The sequence below is a fragment of the Sphingomonas naasensis genome (assembly GCF_004792695.1).
Classification (GTDB): domain Bacteria; phylum Pseudomonadota; class Alphaproteobacteria; order Sphingomonadales; family Sphingomonadaceae; genus Sphingomonas; species Sphingomonas naasensis.
Window position 1 is genome coordinate 304,013 of record NZ_SRXU01000005.1, and the last position, 20,633, is coordinate 324,645.

General features: G+C 67.5%; 22 protein-coding genes and 1 other RNA gene. 20 read left to right on the forward strand and 3 right to left on the reverse strand.

Features of this window, described 5'->3' with window-relative positions:
• The first annotated feature begins 102 nt into the window (after positions 1-102).
• The 14 genes from E5A74_RS13400 to E5A74_RS13465 all read left to right on the forward strand — a co-directional run bounded on the left by E5A74_RS13400 (position 103) and on the right by E5A74_RS13465 (position 15,625).
• Complete coding sequence (locus tag E5A74_RS13400; RefSeq protein ID WP_135985743.1) at positions 103-1,986, forward strand: S9 family peptidase; 1,884 nt, start codon at positions 103-105, stop codon at positions 1,984-1,986.
• A gap of 127 nt (positions 1,987-2,113) precedes the next feature.
• Positions 2,114-2,665, forward strand: a complete 552-nt coding sequence (gene rimP / locus E5A74_RS13405; protein ID WP_135985745.1) for a ribosome maturation protein RimP — start codon at positions 2,114-2,116, stop codon at positions 2,663-2,665.
• Positions 2,665-4,296, forward strand: a complete 1,632-nt coding sequence (gene nusA, locus E5A74_RS13410) for a transcription termination factor NusA (protein ID WP_135985748.1) — start codon at positions 2,665-2,667, stop codon at positions 4,294-4,296. Before rimP ends, nusA begins: the two co-directional genes overlap by 1 nt.
• A 123-nt stretch (positions 4,297-4,419) precedes the next feature.
• Positions 4,420-5,118, forward strand: coding sequence for a DUF448 domain-containing protein (locus E5A74_RS13415; protein ID WP_135985750.1), 699 nt, complete (start codon positions 4,420-4,422; stop codon positions 5,116-5,118).
• An 8-nt stretch (positions 5,119-5,126) separates the two neighbouring features.
• Positions 5,127-7,820 carry a translation initiation factor IF-2 gene (gene infB / locus E5A74_RS13420; RefSeq protein WP_135985752.1) on the forward strand — a complete coding sequence of 898 codons (2,694 nt, stop codon included), beginning with the start codon at positions 5,127-5,129 and terminating at the stop codon, positions 7,818-7,820.
• 154 nt (positions 7,821-7,974) lie between these two features.
• Positions 7,975-8,400, forward strand: a complete 426-nt coding sequence (locus E5A74_RS13425; protein ID WP_135985754.1) for a PaaI family thioesterase — start codon at positions 7,975-7,977, stop codon at positions 8,398-8,400.
• Positions 8,397-8,789, forward strand: coding sequence for a 30S ribosome-binding factor RbfA (gene rbfA / locus E5A74_RS13430; protein WP_135985756.1), 393 nt, complete (start codon positions 8,397-8,399; stop codon positions 8,787-8,789). Before E5A74_RS13425 ends, rbfA begins: the two co-directional genes overlap by 4 nt.
• A 6-nt stretch (positions 8,790-8,795) precedes the next feature.
• Positions 8,796-9,530 carry a hypothetical protein gene (locus tag E5A74_RS13435; RefSeq protein WP_135985758.1) on the forward strand — a complete coding sequence of 245 codons (735 nt, stop codon included), beginning with the start codon at positions 8,796-8,798 and terminating at the stop codon, positions 9,528-9,530.
• Between the two features lie 18 nt (positions 9,531-9,548).
• Complete coding sequence (locus tag E5A74_RS13440; RefSeq protein WP_135985760.1) at positions 9,549-10,151, forward strand: thymidine kinase; 603 nt, start codon at positions 9,549-9,551, stop codon at positions 10,149-10,151.
• Between the two features lie 9 nt (positions 10,152-10,160).
• Entirely contained in the window at positions 10,161-10,565 is a 405-nt protein-coding gene (locus E5A74_RS13445; protein WP_135985762.1) for a DUF6491 family protein, read from the forward strand.
• Between the two features lie 39 nt (positions 10,566-10,604).
• The gene (gene truB, locus E5A74_RS13450) at positions 10,605-11,558 is read left to right on the forward strand and encodes a tRNA pseudouridine(55) synthase TruB (protein ID WP_135985764.1); all 954 of its coding nucleotides are present in this window, start codon (positions 10,605-10,607) and stop codon (positions 11,556-11,558) included.
• Positions 11,559-11,579: 21 nt separating this feature from the next.
• The gene (gene rpsO / locus E5A74_RS13455; protein WP_135985766.1) at positions 11,580-11,849 is read left to right on the forward strand and encodes a 30S ribosomal protein S15; all 270 of its coding nucleotides are present in this window, start codon (positions 11,580-11,582) and stop codon (positions 11,847-11,849) included.
• Between the two features lie 216 nt (positions 11,850-12,065).
• The gene (gene pnp / locus E5A74_RS13460) at positions 12,066-14,432 is read left to right on the forward strand and encodes a polyribonucleotide nucleotidyltransferase (RefSeq protein ID WP_135985768.1); all 2,367 of its coding nucleotides are present in this window, start codon (positions 12,066-12,068) and stop codon (positions 14,430-14,432) included.
• Positions 14,433-14,569: 137 nt separating this feature from the next.
• Positions 14,570-15,625 carry a sensor histidine kinase gene (locus E5A74_RS13465; RefSeq protein WP_168355595.1) on the forward strand — a complete coding sequence of 352 codons (1,056 nt, stop codon included), beginning with the start codon at positions 14,570-14,572 and terminating at the stop codon, positions 15,623-15,625.
• Between the two features lie 41 nt (positions 15,626-15,666).
• On the opposite strand, the gene ssrA is transcribed toward E5A74_RS13465, so the two are convergent.
• Positions 15,667-16,012, reverse strand: a transfer-messenger RNA (tmRNA) gene (gene ssrA, locus E5A74_RS13470).
• 58 nt (positions 16,013-16,070) lie between these two features.
• Here ssrA and E5A74_RS13475 point away from each other — a divergent pair.
• Positions 16,071-16,502, forward strand: coding sequence for an RrF2 family transcriptional regulator (locus tag E5A74_RS13475; RefSeq protein WP_135985772.1), 432 nt, complete (start codon positions 16,071-16,073; stop codon positions 16,500-16,502).
• On the opposite strand, the gene mscL is transcribed toward E5A74_RS13475, so the two are convergent.
• Positions 16,499-16,930, reverse strand: a complete 432-nt coding sequence (mscL, locus tag E5A74_RS13480) for a large conductance mechanosensitive channel protein MscL (RefSeq protein ID WP_135985774.1) — start codon at positions 16,928-16,930, stop codon at positions 16,499-16,501. The genes E5A74_RS13475 and mscL overlap by 4 nt on opposite strands.
• A gap of 122 nt (positions 16,931-17,052) precedes the next feature.
• Between mscL and E5A74_RS13485 the strand changes: the two genes are divergently transcribed.
• Genes E5A74_RS13485 through E5A74_RS13505 form a run of 5 tightly spaced genes read left to right on the forward strand, consistent with a single transcriptional unit; the run spans position 17,053 to position 20,210 of the window.
• On the forward strand, positions 17,053-17,637 hold the full coding sequence (locus tag E5A74_RS13485; protein ID WP_135985901.1) for a LemA family protein: 585 nt from the start codon (positions 17,053-17,055) through the stop codon (positions 17,635-17,637).
• 14 nt (positions 17,638-17,651) lie between these two features.
• Positions 17,652-18,131: a TPM domain-containing protein gene (locus E5A74_RS13490; protein WP_240699802.1), complete on the forward strand. Its 480-nt coding sequence runs from the start codon at positions 17,652-17,654 to the stop codon at positions 18,129-18,131.
• The gene (locus E5A74_RS13495) at positions 18,128-19,015 is read left to right on the forward strand and encodes a TPM domain-containing protein (RefSeq protein ID WP_135985778.1); all 888 of its coding nucleotides are present in this window, start codon (positions 18,128-18,130) and stop codon (positions 19,013-19,015) included. The genes E5A74_RS13490 and E5A74_RS13495 overlap by 4 nt, the downstream gene beginning before the upstream one ends.
• Complete coding sequence (locus tag E5A74_RS13500) at positions 19,015-19,683, forward strand: TPM domain-containing protein (RefSeq protein WP_135985780.1); 669 nt, start codon at positions 19,015-19,017, stop codon at positions 19,681-19,683. Before E5A74_RS13495 ends, E5A74_RS13500 begins: the two co-directional genes overlap by 1 nt.
• Positions 19,680-20,210 carry an NUDIX hydrolase gene (locus tag E5A74_RS13505; protein ID WP_135985782.1) on the forward strand — a complete coding sequence of 177 codons (531 nt, stop codon included), beginning with the start codon at positions 19,680-19,682 and terminating at the stop codon, positions 20,208-20,210. Before E5A74_RS13500 ends, E5A74_RS13505 begins: the two co-directional genes overlap by 4 nt.
• Before the next feature lie 130 nt (positions 20,211-20,340).
• Here the strand turns inward: E5A74_RS13505 and E5A74_RS13510 are convergent, their stop codons facing one another.
• The gene (locus E5A74_RS13510; RefSeq protein WP_135985784.1) at positions 20,341-20,622 is read right to left on the reverse strand and encodes an ETC complex I subunit; all 282 of its coding nucleotides are present in this window, start codon (positions 20,620-20,622) and stop codon (positions 20,341-20,343) included.
• Positions 20,623-20,633: the final 11 nt, after the last annotated feature.

The window sequence follows — 20,633 nt, forward strand, 5'->3', positions numbered from 1 at the left end:
GTCATTCCGGATGCGTATCTAGAAATTGCGTATAATCCACAGGTTGCGTAATTTTGTTGCGGGCATCATGGTCGTGCAACCTGGGGCTTGGGGGCAAGTCGAGTGACTGCACGATTTCTTCGCGCCGCGCTTCTTTGCGCGATCGCATATGCCAACCCGGCGGCGGCCCAATCCGGCGCGCCGCCTGCCGCCGCCTATTTCGCGCAGCCCGCGATCGAGGATGCCGTGCTTTCCCCCGATGGCCGGCGAGTCGCCGCGCGCACCCTGATCGACGGCCGCGCGCGGCTCGCACTGTTCGACATGTCGGGCGCGGCGCCCACGATCCATGCCGTAGCCCTGCCCGAGGAGGAACGGCTCGAATGGCATCGCTGGCTCGGCGGCGATCGGCTGCTCGTCAGCTTGCTCACCGAGGGCCCACACCCGACCACGCGGCTCGCCAGCCTCGACCTGACCACCGGCGCGTTGACCCAGCTCGGCACGGCGCGCCCGGCCGAGGTCGACGAGCAGGTGCTTCACGTCTCGCCCGATGGCCGCTTCCTGCTGCTCGCCGCGCCGGTGCCCGGCCGCGTCACGCCGGGCGTCTACCGCATCGACCTCACCACCGGCGCCACCAGCCTCGCGGTCGCGCCGCAGGACCATGTCTGGGATTGGGTGGCCGATTCGGCCGGAGTGATTCGCGCCGGCATGGCGCAGGACGGCAATCGCTCGTGGCTGCTCTATCGCAAGCACGAGGGCGACCGATTCAGCCGCTCGGCGCGCGGCGCCGGCGACGCGCGCTCGGGGATCGAGCGCTTCGTGCCGATTCGCGGCACCGACAGCGGCTATGCGCTGGCCCAGACCCCGAGCGGCCGCATCGGCCTCTATGCCTATGATTTCGCGCGCGAGCAGCTCTGCGCCTTGCTCTACGAGGACCGCCGGGTCGATCTCGACGGCTTCCAGACCGATCCCGACGGCCGGCTGCTCGGTGTCGACTATTCTTCCGACCGTCCCGAGACGCACTGGTTCGATTCGCACATGCAGCAGCGCCAGCGGCAGATCGACGCGGCGTTGCCCGGCCGCGCCAATCGCGTCCTCGCCTCGACGCCCGACGGACTCCGCTCGCTCGTCTTCAGCGAATCGGCGGGCGATCCGGGCGCCTTTTATGTCTTCGGCGACAGTCGCGCGACGCGAGTCGCCGCGGTCAGCCCGACAATGTCCGACCAGCCCGCCCCCGAGATGCGCGCGGTGCGCTATCGTGCGCGCGACGGGCTCGAGATCAGCGGTTATCTGACGCTGCCCGCCGGGCGCGCCGCGCACGGTCTGCCGCTGATCGTGATGCCGCATGGCGGTCCGTTCGCGCGCGACAGCTGGGGCTATGATCCCTGGGTCCGCTATCTCGCCGATCGCGGCTATGCGGTGCTCCAGCCCAATTATCGCGGGTCGACCGGCTTTGGACGCGCCTTTGTCGCGCGCGGCGACGGCCAATGGGGCCGCGGTATGCAGGACGATCTCGACGACGGAATCGCCTGGCTCGCGGCACAGGGCGTGGCCGATCCCAACCGCGTCTGCATCGTCGGCGCTTCTTATGGCGGCTATGCCGCGATGTGGGCCGCCACTGCACGGCCCGGGCCCTATCGCTGCGCAGTGAGCTTCGCGGGCATCTCCGACGTCGGCGCCCAGCTCGCTTTCGATCACAAGACCTTCGAGGAGCGTGCCTATCGCGCGTGGAAGGCGCGCATCCAGGGCAACGCGCCCTCGCTCGACGCGCTCTCGCCGATCGCCCATGCCGCAAGCCTGCGCATCCCGCTGATGATCGCGCACGGCACCGCCGACGACACCGTACCCCCCGACCAGTCTGTGCGCCTCCACCAGACGCTGACCCGGCTCGGCCGAGCGCACGACTATGTCGCCTATCCCGACCAGGGCCATACGCTCGAAGGGCCGCGCGACAACGCCGATTTCCTCGATCGGATTGGCCGATTCCTCGCGGAGCACAACCCCGCCTAGGCCCACTTGCCCCGGCGGCAGCGAGCGCGTATATCGCTCGTGCTTTCTCGACATCGTCAAACATGCCGAGGTCGGGGCCCGCAGGGCTCCGGCGCTAAAGCTGCTTATCTGATTGCCCGGAGATCCAATGGCGGACATCGCCGCACTGACCAGCCTGATCGAACCCGAAGCCAAGGCGCTCGGGCTCGAGCTCGTGCGCGTCAAGATGTTCGGCGGCCAATCCGATCCGACGCTCCAGGTGATGGCCGAGCGCCCCGACACGCGCCAGCTGACGATCGAGGATTGCGCCGATCTGTCGCGCCGCATTTCGGACGTGCTCGACGCGCTCGAGGCCGAGGGCCGCGATCCGATCGACCATGCCTATCGGCTCGAAGTCAGCTCGCCCGGCATCGATCGGCCGCTGACCCGGCTCCAGGACTTTCAGGATTGGGCGGGGCACGAGGCGCGGATCAACCTCGCCGAGAAGCTGGACGGCCGCAAGCAGTTCAAGGGCGACCTCACCGGCATCGAAGCCAAGGGTGCGGTCGTCGGGATCGTCGATGCGCAGGGCGTGCAGCATTTCGTGCCGTTCGATCGCATCGAGGACGCCAAGCTGACGATGACCGACAGGCTCATCGCCGCAACCGCGCCGCTTTCGAGCGAAGGCGCAGAAGAATTCGAAGCAGAGGAACAAGACTGATGGCCACTGCCATTTCCGCCAACCGGGCAGAGTTGATCGCGATCGCCGATTCGGTGGCGCGCGAGAAGCTGATCGACAAGGCGATCGTGATCGAGGCGATGGAGGACGCGATCCAGCGCGCCGCCAAGAATCGCTATGGTAGCGAGAACGACATCCGCGCCAAGCTCGATCCGAATACCGGCGATCTCCGCCTGTGGCGCGTCGTCGAGGTGGTCGAGGCAGTCGACGATTATTTCAAGCAGGTCGACCTCAAGGGCGCGCAGAAGCTCCAGAAGGACGCCAAGATCGGCGACTTCATCGTCGATCCGCTGCCCCCGATCGAGTTCGGCCGCATCCAGGCGCAGGCTTCGAAGCAGATCATCTTCCAGAAGGTCCGCGACGCCGAGCGCGAGCGCCAGCACGAAGAGTTCAAGGACCGCGTCGGCGAGATCATCACCGGCGTCGTCAAGCGCGTCGAGTTCGGCCATGTCGTGGTCGATCTGGGCCGCGCCGAGGGCGTCATCCGCCGCGACCAGCAGATCCCGCGCGAAGTGGTCCGCGTCGGCGATCGCGTCCGCTCGATCATCCTCAACGTGCGCCGCGAGAACCGCGGCCCGCAGATCTTCCTCAGCCGCGCACACCCCGACTTCATGAAGAAGCTGTTCGCGCAGGAAGTCCCCGAGATCTACGACGGCATCATCGAGATCAAGGCCGCCGCCCGCGATCCGGGCTCGCGCGCCAAGATCGGCGTGATCAGCCATGACAGCTCGATTGATCCGGTCGGCGCCTGCGTCGGCATGAAGGGCTCGCGCGTCCAGGCCGTCGTGCAGGAGATGCAGGGCGAGAAGATCGACATCATCCCGTGGTCGCCCGACACCGCGACCTTCGTCGTCAACGCGCTCCAGCCGGCCAATGTCAGCCGCGTGGTGATCGACGAAGAGGATGACCGCATCGAAGTCGTCGTCCCCGACGATCAGCTCAGCCTCGCGATCGGCCGCCGCGGCCAGAATGTCCGCCTCGCCTCGCAGCTGACCAGCAAGGCGATCGACATCCTCACCGAGACCGACGCCAGCGAGAAGCGCCAGGCCGAGTTCGTCGCGAACAGCGAGATGTTCCAGAACGAGCTCGACGTCGACGAGACCCTCGCCCAGCTGCTCGTCGCCGAGGGTTTCTCGAGCCTCGAGGAAGTCGCCTATGTCGAGCTCGACGAGCTCGCCGGCATTGAGGGCTTTGACGAGGATCTCGGCCAGGAGCTGCAGAGCCGCGCGCAGGAAGCGCTCGAGCGCCGCGAGCAGGCCAATCGCGAAGAGCGCCGCGGCCTCGGCGTCGAGGACGATCTCGCCACCATGCCCTATCTCACCGAGGCGATGCTGGTCACGCTCGGCAAGGCCGGGATCAAGACGCTCGACGACCTCGCCGATCTGGCGACCGACGAGCTCGTCCAGAAGAAGCGCCAAGAGCCGCGCCGCCGCGCCGAGAACGCCCGTTCGTCGGAGCGCAGCGAGGACAAGGGCGGGATCCTCGCCGAATATGGCCTGAGCGACGAGCAGGGCAACGAGATCATCATGGCCGCCCGCGCGCACTGGTTCGCGGACGAAGAAGAGCCGGCTTCGGCCGGTGCGGAGGACGCTGTTGCGGACTCCGAGCAATGATACCCCGAGGCTAATCGACAGCCATCGTCACCCCGGCCGCGTGCCGGGGTCTATCGCGCGGCCGGAGGACGGCCGCGCGATTGCCCAGCCCTGTGCCGCGCAGGCGCGATGGAGGGCATGCGTATGAGCGATCCTGTCCGCACCTGCATCCTCAGCCGCGAGGAGGCTCCCCGCGAGGGGCTGATCCGGCTCGCGCTCTCGCCCGATGGCGAAGTGCTTCCCGATGTCCGCGCCAAGGCGCCGGGCCGCGGCGCGTGGATCGGCGTCGACCGCGCCGAGCTCGAGGCTTCGGGCAAGAAATTGCGCAGCGCGCTGTCGCGTGCGTTCAAGACCAATGATCTGCGCGTGCCCGACGATCTCGGCCAGCGCATCGCCGACCAGCTCCAGCGTGCCGCGCTCGACCGGCTCGGCCTCGAGTTCAAGGCGGGCAATGTCGTGATCGGCGGCGAGCGGATCCAGAACGCCGCGCGCGCGGGGCAGCTGCATTTGCTGCTCCACGCTTCGGACGCGGGCGAGGACGGCGCCGGCAAGCTTGCCCAGGCGTGGCGCGTCGGCTCGGATATGGAAGGCAGCGGGCGCAAGGGCTTAACATTGCCCATCCCGCGCACCATATTGTCCTTGGCGCTGGGCCGCGAAAATGTGGTACATGCAGGCCTGACAGATCCCAGGGCGGCCAGGCGGGTGGGCGATGCGCTCGACCGCTGGCTGCACTTTATCGGACCCGACCCCGCTTCCCGCCCTTGCGAAACAGGCTCGCAGGGCGCATCGGCGTTCCCGCCGGGCGGGTCGCAGAACACGACGAACTCGACTGAAGGACTTTGAGCACGCGCATGAGCGATACTGAAAACGAAAAGCCGAAACTGGGCATGCGCGCGCCGCTGGGGCTCAAGCGCACGGTCGAGACGGGCAAGGTGAAGCAGAGCTTCAGCCATGGCCGCTCGAACACCGTGGTGGTCGAGGTCAAGCGCCGCCGCGTGCTCGGTCCGCAGGGCACGCCGCAGGAAGAGCCCACGCCCGCACCGACCCCCGCCGCCGCGGCTCCCGCGCCGCAGGCGCCGCGTCCGGCTGCGCCCACGCCGCGCCCCGCCGTCTCCAACGAGACCGCGCAGGAGCGCCAGGCACGCATGTTGCGCGAAGCCGAGGAGCAGCGGCTCCATCTCGGCGAGGAAGCGCGTCGCCGCGAGGAGCGCGAGCGCGCCGAGGCCGCCGAGGCCGAAGCCCGCCGCGCCGAAGAACGCGCCCGCGCCGAGGCAGAGGCCGCCGCGGCCCCCAAGGTCGAGGAAAAGCCCGAGCCCGCACCGGCGCCCGCCGCCGCGGCGCCCGAGCCCGCTCCCGCCCCGGCTCCGGCGCCCACGCCTGCTCCGCCGCCGCAGCCGGTTGGCATCCAGCTCGATCCGAGCCGCCCCGCGCCGCGCATCTTCACGCCGGTGCAGCGTCCCGAGATCCCCAAGCCGCAGCCCAAGCCCGAGCCGGCACCGCAGCAGCAGCAGCAGCAGGAGCGTTCCGCCGCGGCCGCATCGTCGTCGAACGCGCCGCGTCCCGCGCCATCCGGCGGCGCCGCACCGGTGCGCCGTGGCCCCGAGCCCGCGCGTCCGCAGCAGCGCGACCGCAAGGGCGACGATCGCCGCCAGTCGGGCAAGCTCACCGTCAACCGTGCGCTCGGCGACAATGACGGCGCCCGCGCGCGCAGCCTCGCGGCGCTCAAGCGCGCCCGTGAGAAGGAACATCGCCGGCAGTTCGGCGGCCCCTCGGCCCCGCGCGAGAAGCAGGTCCGCGACGTGGTCGTCCCCGAGGCGATCACCGTCCAGGAGCTCGCCAACCGCATGGCCGAGAAGGGCGCCGACCTCGTCAAGGCGCTGTTCAAGATGGGCATGCCGGTCACCGTCAATCAGACGATCGACCAGGACACCGCCGAGCTGCTCGTCACCGAGTTCGGCCACAACCTCCAGCGCGTCAGCGAGAGCGACGTCGACATCCAGGTCGATACGACCGAGGATCCCGAGACCGCGCTCCAGCCGCGTCCGCCGGTGGTCACGATCATGGGTCACGTCGATCACGGCAAGACCTCGCTGCTCGACGCGCTGCGCGGCACCGATGTGGTCAAGGGCGAAGCCGGCGGTATCACCCAGCATATCGGCGCCTATCAGGTCACGCTGAAGGACAAGTCGCGGATCACCTTCCTCGACACGCCGGGCCACGAGGCCTTCACCGAAATGCGCGCGCGCGGTGCCAATGTCACCGACATCGTCGTGCTGGTGGTGGCAGCGAACGACGGGCTGATGCCGCAGACGATCGAGGCGATCAATCACACCAAGGCGGCCGGCGTGCCGATGATCGTGGCGATCAACAAGATCGATCTCGACAGCGCCAATCCGCAGCGCGTGCGCGAGCGTCTGCTCGAGCACGAGGTGATCGTCGAGGAGATGGGCGGCGAGACGCAGGACGTCGAAGTGTCGGCGCTCAAGAAGCTCGGCCTCGACACGCTGGTCGAGAAGATCCAGCTCCAGGCCGAACTGCTCGAGCTCAAGGCCAACCCCGATCGCGAGGCCGAAGGCACCGTGATCGAGGCCAAGCTCGACAAGGGCCGCGGTCCGGTCGCGACGATCCTCGTCAGCCGCGGCACGCTCAAGGTCGGCGACGTCTTCGTCGTCGGCGCCGAGAGCGGCAAGGTTCGCGCGCTGGTCGACGACAAGGGTCGTCAGCTCAAGGAAGCCGGCCCGTCGATGCCGGTCGAGGTCCTCGGCCTTTCGGGCGTGCCGATGGCGGGTGATCCGCTCCAGGTCGTCGAGAACGAAGCGCGCGCCCGCGAAGTCGCCGAGTATCGCGCCGGCGTCATCCAGACCAAGCGCACCACCAATGCCCCGGCCAGCCTCGAGAGCATGTTCTCGGCGCTCAAGGAAAAGCAGGCGATGGAATATCCGCTGGTCGTCAAGGCGGATACCCAAGGCACGGTCGAGGCGATCGTCGCGGCGATCAACAAGATCTCCACCGACGACATCCGCGCGCGCGTGCTTCACGCCGGCGTGGGCGGCATCACCGAGAGCGACGTGACGCTCGCCGGGGCTTCGGGCGCGCCGATCATCGGCTTCAACGTGCGGCCCAACGCCAAGGCGCGCGAAATCGCCGAGCGCAACAAGGTCGCGCTCAAATATTACGACGTGATCTACGAGCTCACCGACGAGATCCGCGCCGGCATGGCCGGCCAGCTCGGCCCGGAAGCGTTCGAGACCGTGGTCGGCCGCGCCGAGATCAAGGAAGTCTTCTCGGCGGGCAAGCACGGCAAGGCGGCGGGTCTGCTCGTCACCGACGGCGTCATCCGCAAGGCGCTCAAGGCGCGCATCACCCGCGACGATGTCATCATCTACACGGGCGAGATCGCGTCGCTGCGGCGCTTCAAGGACGATGTCGCCGAAGTGCGCGCGGGTCTGGAATGCGGTGTGACGTTCAGCCAGAACTTCACCGACATCAAGGCCGGCGACTATCTCGAAACCTTCGAGGTCGAGCTGCGCGAACGGACGCTGTAAGCATTTCCCTCTCCCATCGGGAGAGGGGCCCGCCGCGAAGCGATGGGAAGGGTGAGGGCGGTCGTCGATCGCATCCGTCGCCCTCACCCTTCCGCCGGCTTCGTCGGCTCCCTCCCTCTCCCGGCGGGAGAGGGATTTCGAGGGGAGAGGGAGTTTGAGTTCGATCTTCGACGATTTCCCCACGCCCTCCTCGGCCAAACTGCTCGGCTGGGAAGTGAAGGCGATCGACATCGCCGCGAAGACGATCGAGATCGGCTTCACCGCCGATGAGCGTTTCCTCAATCCGGCCGGCACGGTGCAGGGTGGCTTCCTCGCCGCGATGCTCGACGACACGCAGGGGCCGGCGCTCTATGCGGCGAGCGAGGGACAGGTCTATGCGCCGACGATCGACTTCCACGTGGTGTGCCTCAAGCCTGCCCGGCCCGGCCGCTTTACCGCCAGAGGCCGTGTGGTCAGCCTCGGCAAGACGATCGCAGTGACCGAAGCCGAACTCTACGACGAAGCCGGCATATTGATCGCCCGCGGCACCTTCACGGGCCGCGTCATGGAAGGCGCGATGGCGCGTCGGGATACAGCATGAAGCACAATCAGAACGAAGAACGCTCGGTCCGCACGCTCCGCGTCGGCGAGCAGGTTCGCCACATCCTCTCCGAAATCCTCCAGCGCGGCGACGTGCATGACGAGACGCTGGCCAGCCATATGGTCTCGATCACCGAGGTCCGCATGTCGCCCGACCTGCGCCACGCCACGGTGTTCGTGAAGCCGCTGCTCGGCAAGGACGAGGAAGCGGTGCTCAAGGCGCTGCGCACCAACACTGCCTATCTCCAACGCGAGGTCGCGCACCGGGTGAAGATGAAATACGCCGCCCGGCTCAAATTCCTCGCCGACGAGAGCTTCGACGAAGGCAGCCATATCGAGGCGCTGCTGCGCTCGCCCGAGGTGGCTCGCGATCTCGGCGACGACGACTAGGCCCGCATGCGGGTCAACGTCACGGCCCTGCTGCTTTCGCTGGGGATCGTCGCCGGCATCGTCGCCGCGCTCGCATCCAGCATCCAGATCCTTCCGTTTCTCGGTACCATCGTCGGGCGCGAAGCGGGTCTGCGCCAGGCGGCCCCGCCGGCCTCGTGCCGCGAGGTCCGGCGCGATTCCGACGGGCGCTATGCCTTTTCGGGCGATTGCGGCGGGCAGGCACCGGCCCCCGACGGCGCGTTCCTCGTGGTGAAGAACCCCGGAGAAGGCACGGGGGTCGGCGTGGTCCGCGCCGGGACCGGCGCGGCGATCGGCGATCTCGGTGTGCTCGACGACGGGATGGGGTTCACCGTCCTGTGGTCGGCGCGCCCGCGCTGGTTCGTCGCCGACCACTATCTCGGCTCCGGGCTCGCCGAGGCGCATCTCTTCGAGATCGTCGACGGCGCGCTCGTGCCGCGTCCGCGGCTGATCGAGGAGGCGCGCCGCGTGCTGCGCGCGCACGGGCCGTGCCTGCCGGCCGGGCAACTGGTGGTCGCGTCGGTGCGCTGGAGCCGCGACGGGACGCGGCTCGTGCTGGTCGCCGGCGCCCGGCCCGATGCCTGCGGCACCAACGGCGAATGGGACTGGCTGTGGATGATCGGCGATCCGGCGACGGGCCGCGTCGATCCGGCCTCGGTGCGCGTGATTCGCGATCCGCCGCCCAAAGCGCTTCCACAGGATGGCCCTTACGCGTCGCTTTGAGCTGCGCTAGCTCGGGTCATGGCCAAGCTCTATTTCTACTATGCCTCGATGAACGCCGGCAAATCGACCACGCTCCTCCAGGCCGATTTCAATTATCGCGAGCGCGGCATGCGCACCTTGCTGTTCACCGCCGGAGTGCACGATCGCGGCGGGCACGGCGTGATCGATTCGCGGCTCGGGATCAGCGCGCAGGCGATTCCCTTCGCCGCGGATACCGATCTCCAGCAGATTGCCGAGGACGCGCATTTCGAGACGCCGCTCGCCTGCGTGCTGGTCGACGAGGCTCAGTTCCTCTCCGCGACGCAGGTCCGCCAGCTCGCCGCGCTCTGCGACGAGGACGACATCCCCGTGCTCGCCTACGGGCTGCGCACCGATTTCCAGGGCAAATTGTTCGAAGGCTCGTCGGCGCTGCTCGCGCTCGCCGATGCGCTGATCGAGATCAAATCGGTCTGCGAATGCGGCCGCAAGGCGACGATGAACCTGCGCGTCGACGATGCCGGTCGGGCGATCCGCGAAGGCGCGCAGAAGCAGATCGGGGGCAATGAACGCTATGTCGCGCTGTGCCGACGGCACTTTATGCAGCGTACGACGTTACCGGCTGAGCTGTCCTCCACTGAATGAGGGCCTGCCATGTCCAGAAACCTTCTCCCCCAGCTCGCACTGGCGTTGCTGCTCGGCGCCTGCACGACCACCGGCGAGGCGCCGCCGCGCGGCTCCGAAGTGTCGATTCCCTTCCTGACCGGCGGTCAGATCCGCACCTTCGAGCCCGAACGCGACGGAAGCGGCGTGTTCATCCAGAACTCGCGGCGCGACTGGTTCCATGTCCGCTTCTTCACGCGGTGCAACGAACTGCCCTTCGCCGTACGGATCGGCTTCCAGACCTTCGGCAACAGCAGCACGCTGTCGCGCGGCGACACGATCATCGCCGGCCGCGACCGCTGCCGCATCTCCAGCATCACCCGCAGCGATCCGCCGCCGAGCCGGCGTCGGCAGCAGCAGGAAGAACCTGAGCAACCGCCGCCTTCGGGCACCTGACCGCTGGTCGCGCCGCGCGCGCTCGGCTAGGGCGCGCGCGTGCATGGCTGGATCATTCTCGACAAACCCCTGGGGCTCGGCTCGACGCAGGGCGTGAGCGCGGTCAAGCGCGCGCTGCGCGACGGCGGCTATGGCAAGTTCAAGGTCGGCCATGGCGGCACGCTCGACCCGCTGGCGACCGGGGTGCTGCCGATCGCGATCGGCGAGGCGACCAAGCTCGCCGGGCGGATGCTCGACAGCGACAAAATCTATGATTTCACGATTCGTTTCGGCGTGCAGACCGACACGCTCGATCTCGAGGGCAAGGAAATCGCGACCTCGGACATGCGCCCCACGCGCGCCGAGATCGAGACAGTACTGTCGCGCTTCACCGGCGCAATCGAACAGGTCCCGCCTGCCTATTCCGCGCTCAAGGTCGATGGCGAGCGGGCGTATGATCTCGCGCGTGCCGGCGCGGACGTGGTGCTCGCAACCCGCGCGGTGACGATTTACGCGCTTCACATCCTCCCCGGAAGGGGAAGGGGGACCGCGCCCGCAGTGCAAGGAGAGCCCAATGACCAGACTCCCCTCCACCGTGCCGCGGAGGAATTGCAAGAAATCACTCTCACCGCCCATGTCTCCAAGGGCACCTACATCCGCTCACTCGCGCGCGACATCGCGCTGGCGCTCGGCACGGTCGGCCATGTCACCCTGCTCCGGCGCACCAAGGCGGGGCCGTTCACGCTCGATTCCGCGATTTCGCTGGACAAATTGGCCCACGCCGCTAAGGACCGCGCGCTTGAACACCTTCTCCTGCCGCTGAGGGCGGGGCTGGACGACATCCCGGCTCTATTCCTCACCCCCGACCAGGCAGGGCTGCTCCGACAGGGGCAGGTTCTGGCCGGGGTTGCCGCCGACGATGGCCAATATTTCGCGCTGCTGGACATGGTGCCGGTCGCGCTGGTGGAGGCTCAGTCCGGACTCGTCCGGGTCGTCCGCGGCTTCAATCTGTAAAGCGATGTCGAAGGAAAACACATGTCGATCACGCAGGAGCGCAAGGACGCGCTCGTCAAGGAACATGGCCGCGTCAGCGGCGACACCGGCAGCCCCGAAGTCCAGGTTGCGATCCTCACCGAGCGCATCACCAACCTGACCGAGCACTTCAAGACGCACGCCAAGGACAATCACTCGCGCCGCGGCCTGCTGATGCTGGTCAACAAGCGCCGTTCGCTCCTCGATTATCTTCGCAAGAAGGACGAGGGTCGCTACGCAGACCTGATCGCGAAGCTCGGGCTTCGCAAGTAACCGGAAGGGCGCCCTCGCGGCGCCCTTTTGTCATTCCGGCGTAACCGCCGGGTTCCAGCAAACCGGAGCGCGACGCGCTTCTCCAGCCGCTGGACTGGCGCCCGGCCCCGCCGGGATGACGACACGGAGAGCGGCAATCCGGCCGTCCTCCACGGGCCAAACCGGCCCGACTCATAGGCCCCCGCCGCATCGGGCAGCGGGAGTGAAGGAAATCCAATGTTCGACAAGAAGACTGTATCGATCGAGTGGGGCGGCAAGACGCTGACTCTCGAAACGGGCAAGGTTGCCCGCCAGGCCGACGGCGCGGTGATCGCGACGCTCGGCGAGACCGTGGTGCTGTGCGCAGTGACCGCGGCCAAGAGTGTGAAGGAAGGCCAGGACTTCTTCCCGCTGACCGTTCACTATCAGGAGAAGTTCTCGGCCGCGGGTCGCATCCCGGGCGGCTTCTTTAAGCGCGAGCGCGGCGCGACCGAGAAGGAAACGCTGGTTTCCCGCCTCATCGATCGTCCGCTCCGCCCGCTCTTCCCCGAGGGCTTCTACAACGAGATCAACTGCATCGCGCAGGTTTTGTCGTATGACGGCGAGAATGAGCCGGACATCCTCGCGATGGTCGCCGCCTCGGCCGCGATGACGCTGTCGGGCGTGCCGTTCATGGGCCCGATCGGCGCGGCGCGCGTCGGCTATCAGGACGGCGAGTACATCCTCAACCCGACCGACGCGCAGGTCGAGGCTGGCGAGCTCGACCTCGTCGTCGCCGCCACCCATGACGCGGTGATGATGGTCGAATCCGAAGCCAAGGAGCTTTCGGAAGAAGTCATGCTCGGCGCCGTGATGTTCGCGCATCGCGAGAGCCAGAAGGTGATCCAGGCGATCATCAAGCTCGCCGAGCAGGCCGCCAAGGAGCCGTGGGAGCTCAAGACCCAGGACGACAAGGCCGAAGTGAAGGCCACGCTCAAGAAGCTGATCGGCAAGGACCTCGAGGCGGCGTACAAGCTGACCGACAAGCAGGCCCGCCAGACCGCGATCAACGAAGCGCGCACCAAGGCGCGCGACGGCATGGCCGACCTCAAGGACAGCGATCCCCAAGCGTATCTGGCCTCGCTGAAGCTGGTGAAGAAGCTCGAGGCAGACATCGTCCGCACCGCGATCCTCAAGAGCGGCAAGCGCATCGACGGCCGCTCGACCACGCAGATCCGTCCGATCGAGGCGGAAGCGCACTTCCTGCCGCGCGCGCACGGCTCGGCGCTGTTCACCCGCGGCGAGACCCAGACGATCGCGACCTGCACGCTCGGCACCCGCGACGCCGAGCAGATGATCGACGGCCTCGGCGGTCTCAGCTACCAGCACTTCATGCTGCACTATAACTTCCCGCCCTATTCGGTCGGTGAAGTCGGCCGCTTCGGCGCCCCGGGCCGCCGCGAAGTCGGCCATGGCAAGCTGGCATGGCGCGCGCTGCACCCGGTGCTGCCGTCGAAGGAGGAGTTCCCCTACACGATCCGCCTCACCTCGGACATCACCGAGTCGAACGGCTCGTCCTCGATGGCGTCGGTGTGCGGCGGCTCGCTGAGCCTCATGGACGCCGGCGTGCCGATCAAGCGCCCGGTCTCGGGCATCGCGATGGGCCTGATCCTCGAGGGCAAGGACTTTGCGGTCCTCTCGGACATCCTCGGCGACGAGGATCATCTCGGCGACATGGACTTCAAGGTGGCGGGCACGTCCGAAGGCATCACCACGATGCAGATGGACATCAAGATCGCCGGCATCACCGAGGAGATCTTCACGACTGCGCTGATGCAGGCCAAGGAAGGCCGCGCGCACATCCTCGGCGAGATGGCCAAGGCGCTCGATCACACCCGTGAAGAGCTGTCGGCGCACGCACCGCGCATCGAGACCTTCACGATCGACAAGTCGAAGATCCGCGAAGTCATCGGCACCGGCGGCAAGGTGATCCGCGAGATCGTCGCCACCACCGGCGCCAAGGTCGACATCGACGACGAAGGCGTGATCAAGGTTTCGTCGAGCGATCCGTCGCAGATCGAAGCCGCGATCAAGTGGATCAAGGGCCTCGTCGAAGAGGCCGAGGTCGGCAAGATCTACAACGGCAAGGTCGTCAACCTCGTCGATTTCGGCGCGTTCGTGAACTTCATGGGCGGCAAGGACGGTCTCGTCCACGTCTCGGAGATCAAGAACGAGCGCGTCGAGAAGGTCTCGGACGTCCTCAGCGAAGGCCAGGAAGTCAAGGTCAAGGTCCTCGAGATCGACCAGCGCGGCAAGGTCCGCCTGTCGATGCGCGTCGTCGATCAGGAGACCGGCGAAGAGCTGGAAGACACCCGTCCGGCCCGCGAGCCGCGCGAGGACCGCGGTCCGCGCGGCGATCGCGGCGGTGACCGTCGTCGCGACGGCGGCCGTGGCGGCGATCGGGGGCCGCGTCGCGAAGGCGGCGACCGCGATCGTGGTCCGCGCGGCGACCGGGGCGATCGCGAAGGTGGGCGCGGCCCGCGCCGCGAACGCTCGGAGAATGACGACAAGGGCGGTGACGACATCGGCCTGCCGGCATTCCTCACCGGCGGCAACGACGACTAAACCTTGGACCCCAAGGTCCAGGAACGAGGGGCTCGCGGCGACGCGGGCCCCTTTTTCGTTTCGGTTGAGGAAGTTATCCCGCGATTAACGGATATTTCCCGATTGTGTCCGGGGCCGCGCAGGCGCACACTGCGCGCATGACCACGCCGGGGGGCAAGACCGGGAGCGCAGGGCGCTGGCTCGAGAAGCTGCCGCTGTTCAGGCGGCGTCCGGCGCTCGCTTTCGCCGCGACACTGGCGATCTGCGCCGTTGCGCTGGCGCTGCGCCTTGCGATCGATCCGGTGCTTCCGCCCGGCTTTCCCTTCCTCACTTTCCTGCCCGCGGTGTTCGCTGCGGGGCTTTTGTTCGGTGGGCGGAACGGGATTTTCGCGGGGGTGATCTGCGCCCTGCTCACCCGGCACCTCTTTCTTCCCCGGCTCGAGAATTTCGCGCTCGCCCCCGGCGCGCGTTCGGCCACGATCATCTTCCTGGTCGTCACCGCGGCGATGATGCTGCTGGTCTATTGGATGCACCGATCGACCGCACGTCTGGTCCGCGAGCGTGAGCGCAACGCCCAGCTCGCCCAGACCCGCGCCTTGCTCTTCCGCGAGCTCCAGCACCGCGTGTCGAACAATCTGCAGGTCGCCGGCGCGCTGCTCACGCTCCAGCGCTCGGCGGTGTCCGAGCCAGCCGCGCGCCACGCGCTCGACGAGGCGGCGATGCGGCTCACCGTGATCGGCGGGATCAGCCGCCAGCTCTACGATCTCGAAGGACGCCCGCGCCCGCTTCATCTGCTGCTCGACCCGCTCTGCGCCGATGTCGTGCGCGCCAGCGGACGCGAGGATATCGGGCTGGTCGTCCATGCCGCGGAGGGGCTCGCGATCCCGCCGCAATCGGCGCTGCCGCTCGGGCTCATCGTCGCCGAGGCGGTTGCCAATGCGATCGAGCACGGCTTCGTCGGCAAGGGCGGCGCGATCGAGGTCGCCGCGGCCTGCCGCGAGGACGGCGCGCTGGTGGTCGAGGTCGCCGACGACGGCATCGGGCTCAGGCCGGGCTTCAACATGGCCGAGCATGGCGGGCTCGGGCTCAGGATCGCGCGGATGCTCGCGAAGCAGCTCGAGGGGAGCTTCGAGCTGGTCGACGCCGCAGGGACGACCGCGCGGCTGATCATCCCGGCGGGATGCGAGACGATGCGCGACGGCACGGAGGAATGAAATCCAGGGGGTTCTGTTGCCCGGCCCCCCTGGCGGCCGCTGGAATCCCCTTCTGTTGCCCGGTGGGGTCCGACCGCGCATTTTGGAATAACCTTAGGCCGTTAGGCCGTGGGGTTACGCCGCAATAGCGAGTGCTTCGTTATCGTTGGCACTTGTGTAATGGACCGTCACAGTGGCCCACGCTGAGAGATAGATAGCGCTTTTCAACACACGTCGATCCTGGTTCGGCCCCGTCAGAAACGGTGTCCAGATACACCACCATTTATGGTGGAGCCGCCGGGTACTGCCCCCGGGTCCGCTGTGCCTATTGCACGCCTTCGTTTATCCCCATAGCCGACCGAGGCCGGCAAATCCCTATATAGGGCCTTCGCGCTTAATGAAAAGGTCAGGTTGGCCGACCTAGGGCCTTCACACCGATGCAATCACTTGGCATGAAGGATGCCTCATGTTGACGCAGCGTTCCCGCTACGCGCTCCGCGCGATGCTTTTCCTCACCCAGCAGCAGGCCGCTACCGGGCCCGTGCCGATGGGCCGCATCGCCACCGAGGCCAATGTGCCGCGCAAATTTCTCGAGCTGATCCTCGCCGATCTGCGCGAGGCCGGGTTCCTCGTCTCGACGCGCGGCAAGATGGGCGGCTATCGCCTCGCCCGCCCGCCGCACATGATCTCGCTCGGCGAGATCATCCGGGTGATCGAAGGGCCGCTCGCTTTGGTCCCCTGCGTCAGCCGCACCGCCTATCGCCCGTGCGGCGACTGCAAGGACGAGGCAAGCTGCGCGATCCGCCACGCGATGGCACGCGTGCGGGACGAGACCGCGCGCATCCTCGACGGCACCAGCCTCGCCGATGCCGTCGCCGAGGAGCTCGCCGCGGCCTAGACCGCGTTGCGCTTTTTCAACTCGTCGCGGATCTCGCGCAGCAATTCGACTTCCGCCGGATCCGCCGCGGCTTCCTCATGGCTGCGCAGCACCTTGTTGGCGAAGCGCACCAGCAGGAAGATCATGAGAGCGAGGATCAGGAAGTTGATCACCACCGTGACGAACTGGCCGAAGCCGAGCAGCGGCACCCCCGCCGCCTTGAGCGCCGCATAATCGGTCAGCGATCCGGCATAGCCCGCCGGCACCGCGCCCAGCTTGATGAAATAGCTCGAGAAATCGAGCCCGCCGAACAGCGCCCCGACCACCGGCATGATGATGTCATCGGTCAGCGACTTGGTGATCGTGCCGAAGGCGGCGCCGATGATCACGCCCACCGCGAGATCTAGCACGTTGCCGCGCGCGATGAAGGTCCGGAATTCCTTCCACATGGCACCAAACTCCCTGCTGTCGGTTCACCTCGTTACGCAAGCATGTCCGATTTCGCTTTCGGGCTCCAGTGTTGCCGTCGTATAAGACACCCACCAACCAGATCCGGAGGATCCACCAGGTGATGAAGTTTCGTGTCGCGCTCGCCCTTGTCGGCGCCGTCCTGCTCTCCGCTTGTGGACTCAACAGCGTGCCGACCGCGGAGGAGAATGCGAAGGCGAAGTTCGCGACCTATCAGTCGGCGATCCAGCGTCGCGCGGATCTGCTCCCCAATCTCGCCGCGACGGTGAAGGGCTCGGCCGATTTCGAGAAGAGCACGCAGGTCGCCGTGGCCGAAGCGCGCGCCAAGACGGGCTCGGCGCAGCTCAGCCCTGACCAGCTCACCGATCCGGCCAAGGTTCAGGCGTTTGGCGCGGCGCAGGCGGCGGCCAGCGCGGCCCTGACCCGCATCATTACCGAAGCGCCCCCCGAGCTGCGCTCGACCGAGAATTTCGGCAAGTTGCAGGACCAGATCGAAGGCGCCGAGAACCGCATCTGGGTGGCGCTGGGCGACTACAACAAGGCGGTGCAGGAATATAACACCCGCATCCGCACCTTCCCCGACGCGGTCGGCGCGAAGATCTTCTACGGCGCCAAGCCGATGGTGCCGTTCGAGGCCCGCCCCGGCGCCGAGAACGCGCCGAAGATCGACTTCGGGAACGGCAGCTGATCTTCCGATCGGTCTTGCTTTGCGCCGCGCTCACGGCCTGTGGGGCGGCGGCGCCGACCGGGCAGGCCGGGCCGGCCGGGTATGACCTCCCGGTACTCACCGGGCGCGTTGTCGACATTGCGGACCTTTTGCCGGGCGATGTCGAAGCGAAGCTCGCTGAGCGGCTCGCCGGGGTCGAAGCGCAATCGAAGCACCAGTTCGTGGTCGTCACGGTGAGAAGCCTTAGCGGGCATAGCGTCGAGGACTATGGCGTCACGCTCGGTCGTCACTGGGGCATCGGCCGCAAAGGGCTCGATGACGGCGTGCTGCTGCTCGTCGCGCCCAATGAGCGCAAAGTCCGCATCGAAGTCGGCTATGGCCTCGAAAAGGCACTGACCGACGAGGAAGCGGGCAGCATCATCCGTACCGATATTCTGCCAGGCTTCAGGGCCGGCCGGATGGCCGAAGGCATCGTCGCCGGCAGCGAGAGCATCATTCGCGAGATTACCCAATGAACCTGTTGCGCGCGCTGCTCGCATTTCTGCTGATCTTCGTGCCGCTGTCGGCCGAGGCGCAGCCCAATTTTCCCAAGCGCGACCGCGAACCCGTGGTCGACGCGGCGAATATGCTCAACGACGCCCAAAAGGCCGAAATCACGCGCCTTGCCGAGGACATCAACAAGGCGACCACCCGCCAGTTCGTCGTCGCGACGATCCCGGATCTGCAGGGTTATGACATCGCCGATTACGGCTATCAGCTCGGTCGTGCCTGGGGGATCGGCCAGAAAGACGCGAACAACGGAATCCTGCTGATCGTCGCGCCCAAGGAGCGCAAGGTGCGGATCGAGGTCGGCTACGGCCTCGAACCGATCATGACCGACGGCCTGTCGAGCACGATCATCAGCGACACCATCCTCCCCAAATTCCGTGCCGGCGACATGCCCGGCGGCATCGTCGCGGGCGCGCATGCGATCGCCGAGCAGATGAAGCTGCCGCTCGAGGCGGCCGAAGCCCGTGCGAAGGAACAGGCCGACAAGGCGGCCGCCACGCCGCGACAGCAGCGGCGCAGCGGCGGCGGCTTCCCGTTCGGGCTGGTCTTCTGGGGGATCATCTTCGTCTTCGTGCTGCTGCCGATGTTCGCCCGCGGCTTTGGTGGCCGGCGGCGCAAGGGCCCGTGGGGCGAACGTCGCTATCGCCGCAACGATGGCGGCGTGCTGCCGATCATCCTGTGGAGCATCGCCAGCGAGATGAGTCGCGGTTCGCGCGGCGGTGGTGGCGACTGGGGCGGCGGCTCCTCGGGCTGGGGCGGCGGCGGTGGTGGCTGGGGCGGCGGCGGAGGCGGCGGCTTCTCCGGCGGCGGCGGATCGTTCGGGGGCGGCGGCGCCTCGGGGAGCTGGTGATGCGTCTGAGCGAAGCCGATCATGCGCGGGTGACAGCGGCCGTGTCCGCGGCCGAACAATCCACCGATGGCGAGATCGTCACTGTCGTGGCCGGGCGTTCCGATGCCTATCACGACGTCGCGCTGCACTGGATGGTGCTGGCGATGCTCTTCGTCCTCGCGCTGCTCGCGTGGCAGCCCGGCCCGGTCGAATGGCTCCACGCCCGGCTGATCGACGCCTGGTCGGACACGCCGCCGCGCTGGTACCTCACCTTCGCGCTGATCCTGATGGCGGTGACCTTCCTCGTCGCGCGGGTGATCCTCGCGCTCGACGCGCTGCGGATCGCGCTCACCCCGGGGGCGACCAAGACCCGCCGCGTCCATCGCCGCGCAATGACGTTGTTCCGCACCGCCGCCGAAAAGCGGACCAGGGCCTCGACCGGCGTGCTGCTCTATCTCAGCCTCGCCGAGCACCGCGCCGAGATCATCGCCGACGAGGCGATTCACTCGAAGGTTTCGGCCGACGTGTGGGGCGAGGCGATGGCGGTGCTGCTCGCCGAGGTGAAGCAGGAGCGGCCCGGCGAGGGAATGGCGCAGGCCGTCGCGCAGATCGGAAAAGTGCTTGCCGAACATTTCCCGCGCAGCGAAGGCGATACCAATGAGCTTCCGGACCGCCTGATCGAGCTATGAGCATCCCCGAAGAGCCGGTCGAGACCGTCTGGCAAGGCAAATGGATCGTCGCGAAGCGGCAGGGCAAATGGGAGTTCGTCGCCCGCGCTGGCGGCATCGAGGCGGCGGTGATCCTCGCGATCGACGCCGAGGACCATGTCCTGCTCGTCGAGCAATATCGCGTTCCCCTCGGCCGGCGCTGCCTCGAGCTGCCCGCCGGACTGATCGGCGATTCGCACGACGGCGATACGCCGATGGACGCCGCGCGGCGCGAGCTTGAGGAAGAGACCGGCTATCATTGCGATCGGGCCGAGGATCTCGGCTTCTTCCACGCCTCGCCCGGCATGGTCACCGAAGGCTTCACGCTGGTCCGCGCGACTGGCCTCACCAAGGTGAGCGACGGCGGCGGAATCGAGGGCGAGGACATCACCGTCCATCGCGTCGCGCGTGCCGAGGTACCGGCCTTCGTCGCCGCGAAGCGCGCCGAGGGCATCGCGATAGACGTCAAGTTGCTGCTGTTGCTCGCGCCGTCGATTCTGGCTGGCTAGGCCCAACGAACAGACCCGTCACCCCGGCCGAAGTGCCGGTGTCCACCCAGCCGCAAATACCAGCTTCTGCCGCTTCTCTGCGACTTGCCTCTCGGTGGCCCCGGAACAAGTTCGGGGTGACGAAGAGGACCTACCGGAAATTGTCGGCGTAGGCCTGCAGCTTGAGCTTGCGTTCGGGCGCCGGCACCACGTGATAGGCATAGCCCTCGCGCTCGGCATGCGCCTTGGCGGCCTCCAGCGTCGGAAAACCGAGCCGGACCTGGTTGGTGGTGTCGCTGCCGCCATTCCAGCCGGTCAGCGGGTCAGGCTGCTGCGCGGTGCGCGGCTCGAACTCGAGCATCCACAAATCGGTGCGGGCGCGCCCCGACTGCATCGCGTTCTTCGGGCGCTGATAGATACGGGCGGTCTTCACCTTGGCCTCCA

Coding starts and splice junctions, on each gene's coding strand:
- rimP (WP_135985745.1), top strand. CDS start 2,114: ATGGCGGACATCGCCGCACTGACCAGCCTGATCGAACCCGAAGCCAAG.
- nusA (WP_135985748.1), top strand. CDS start 2,665: ATGGCCACTGCCATTTCCGCCAACCGGGCAGAGTTGATCGCGATCGCC.
- E5A74_RS13415 (WP_135985750.1), top strand. CDS start 4,420: ATGAGCGATCCTGTCCGCACCTGCATCCTCAGCCGCGAGGAGGCTCCC.
- infB (WP_135985752.1), top strand. CDS start 5,127: ATGAGCGATACTGAAAACGAAAAGCCGAAACTGGGCATGCGCGCGCCG.
- rbfA (WP_135985756.1), top strand. CDS start 8,397: ATGAAGCACAATCAGAACGAAGAACGCTCGGTCCGCACGCTCCGCGTC.
- E5A74_RS13435 (WP_135985758.1), top strand. CDS start 8,796: ATGCGGGTCAACGTCACGGCCCTGCTGCTTTCGCTGGGGATCGTCGCC.
- E5A74_RS13440 (WP_135985760.1), top strand. CDS start 9,549: ATGGCCAAGCTCTATTTCTACTATGCCTCGATGAACGCCGGCAAATCG.
- E5A74_RS13445 (WP_135985762.1), top strand. CDS start 10,161: ATGTCCAGAAACCTTCTCCCCCAGCTCGCACTGGCGTTGCTGCTCGGC.
- rpsO (WP_135985766.1), top strand. CDS start 11,580: ATGTCGATCACGCAGGAGCGCAAGGACGCGCTCGTCAAGGAACATGGC.
- pnp (WP_135985768.1), top strand. CDS start 12,066: ATGTTCGACAAGAAGACTGTATCGATCGAGTGGGGCGGCAAGACGCTG.
- E5A74_RS13465 (WP_168355595.1), top strand. CDS start 14,570: ATGACCACGCCGGGGGGCAAGACCGGGAGCGCAGGGCGCTGGCTCGAG.
- E5A74_RS13475 (WP_135985772.1), top strand. CDS start 16,071: ATGTTGACGCAGCGTTCCCGCTACGCGCTCCGCGCGATGCTTTTCCTC.
- mscL (WP_135985774.1), bottom strand. CDS start 16,930: ATGTGGAAGGAATTCCGGACCTTCATCGCGCGCGGCAACGTGCTAGAT.
- E5A74_RS13485 (WP_135985901.1), top strand. CDS start 17,053: ATGAAGTTTCGTGTCGCGCTCGCCCTTGTCGGCGCCGTCCTGCTCTCC.
- E5A74_RS13495 (WP_135985778.1), top strand. CDS start 18,128: ATGAACCTGTTGCGCGCGCTGCTCGCATTTCTGCTGATCTTCGTGCCG.
- E5A74_RS13500 (WP_135985780.1), top strand. CDS start 19,015: ATGCGTCTGAGCGAAGCCGATCATGCGCGGGTGACAGCGGCCGTGTCC.
- E5A74_RS13505 (WP_135985782.1), top strand. CDS start 19,680: ATGAGCATCCCCGAAGAGCCGGTCGAGACCGTCTGGCAAGGCAAATGG.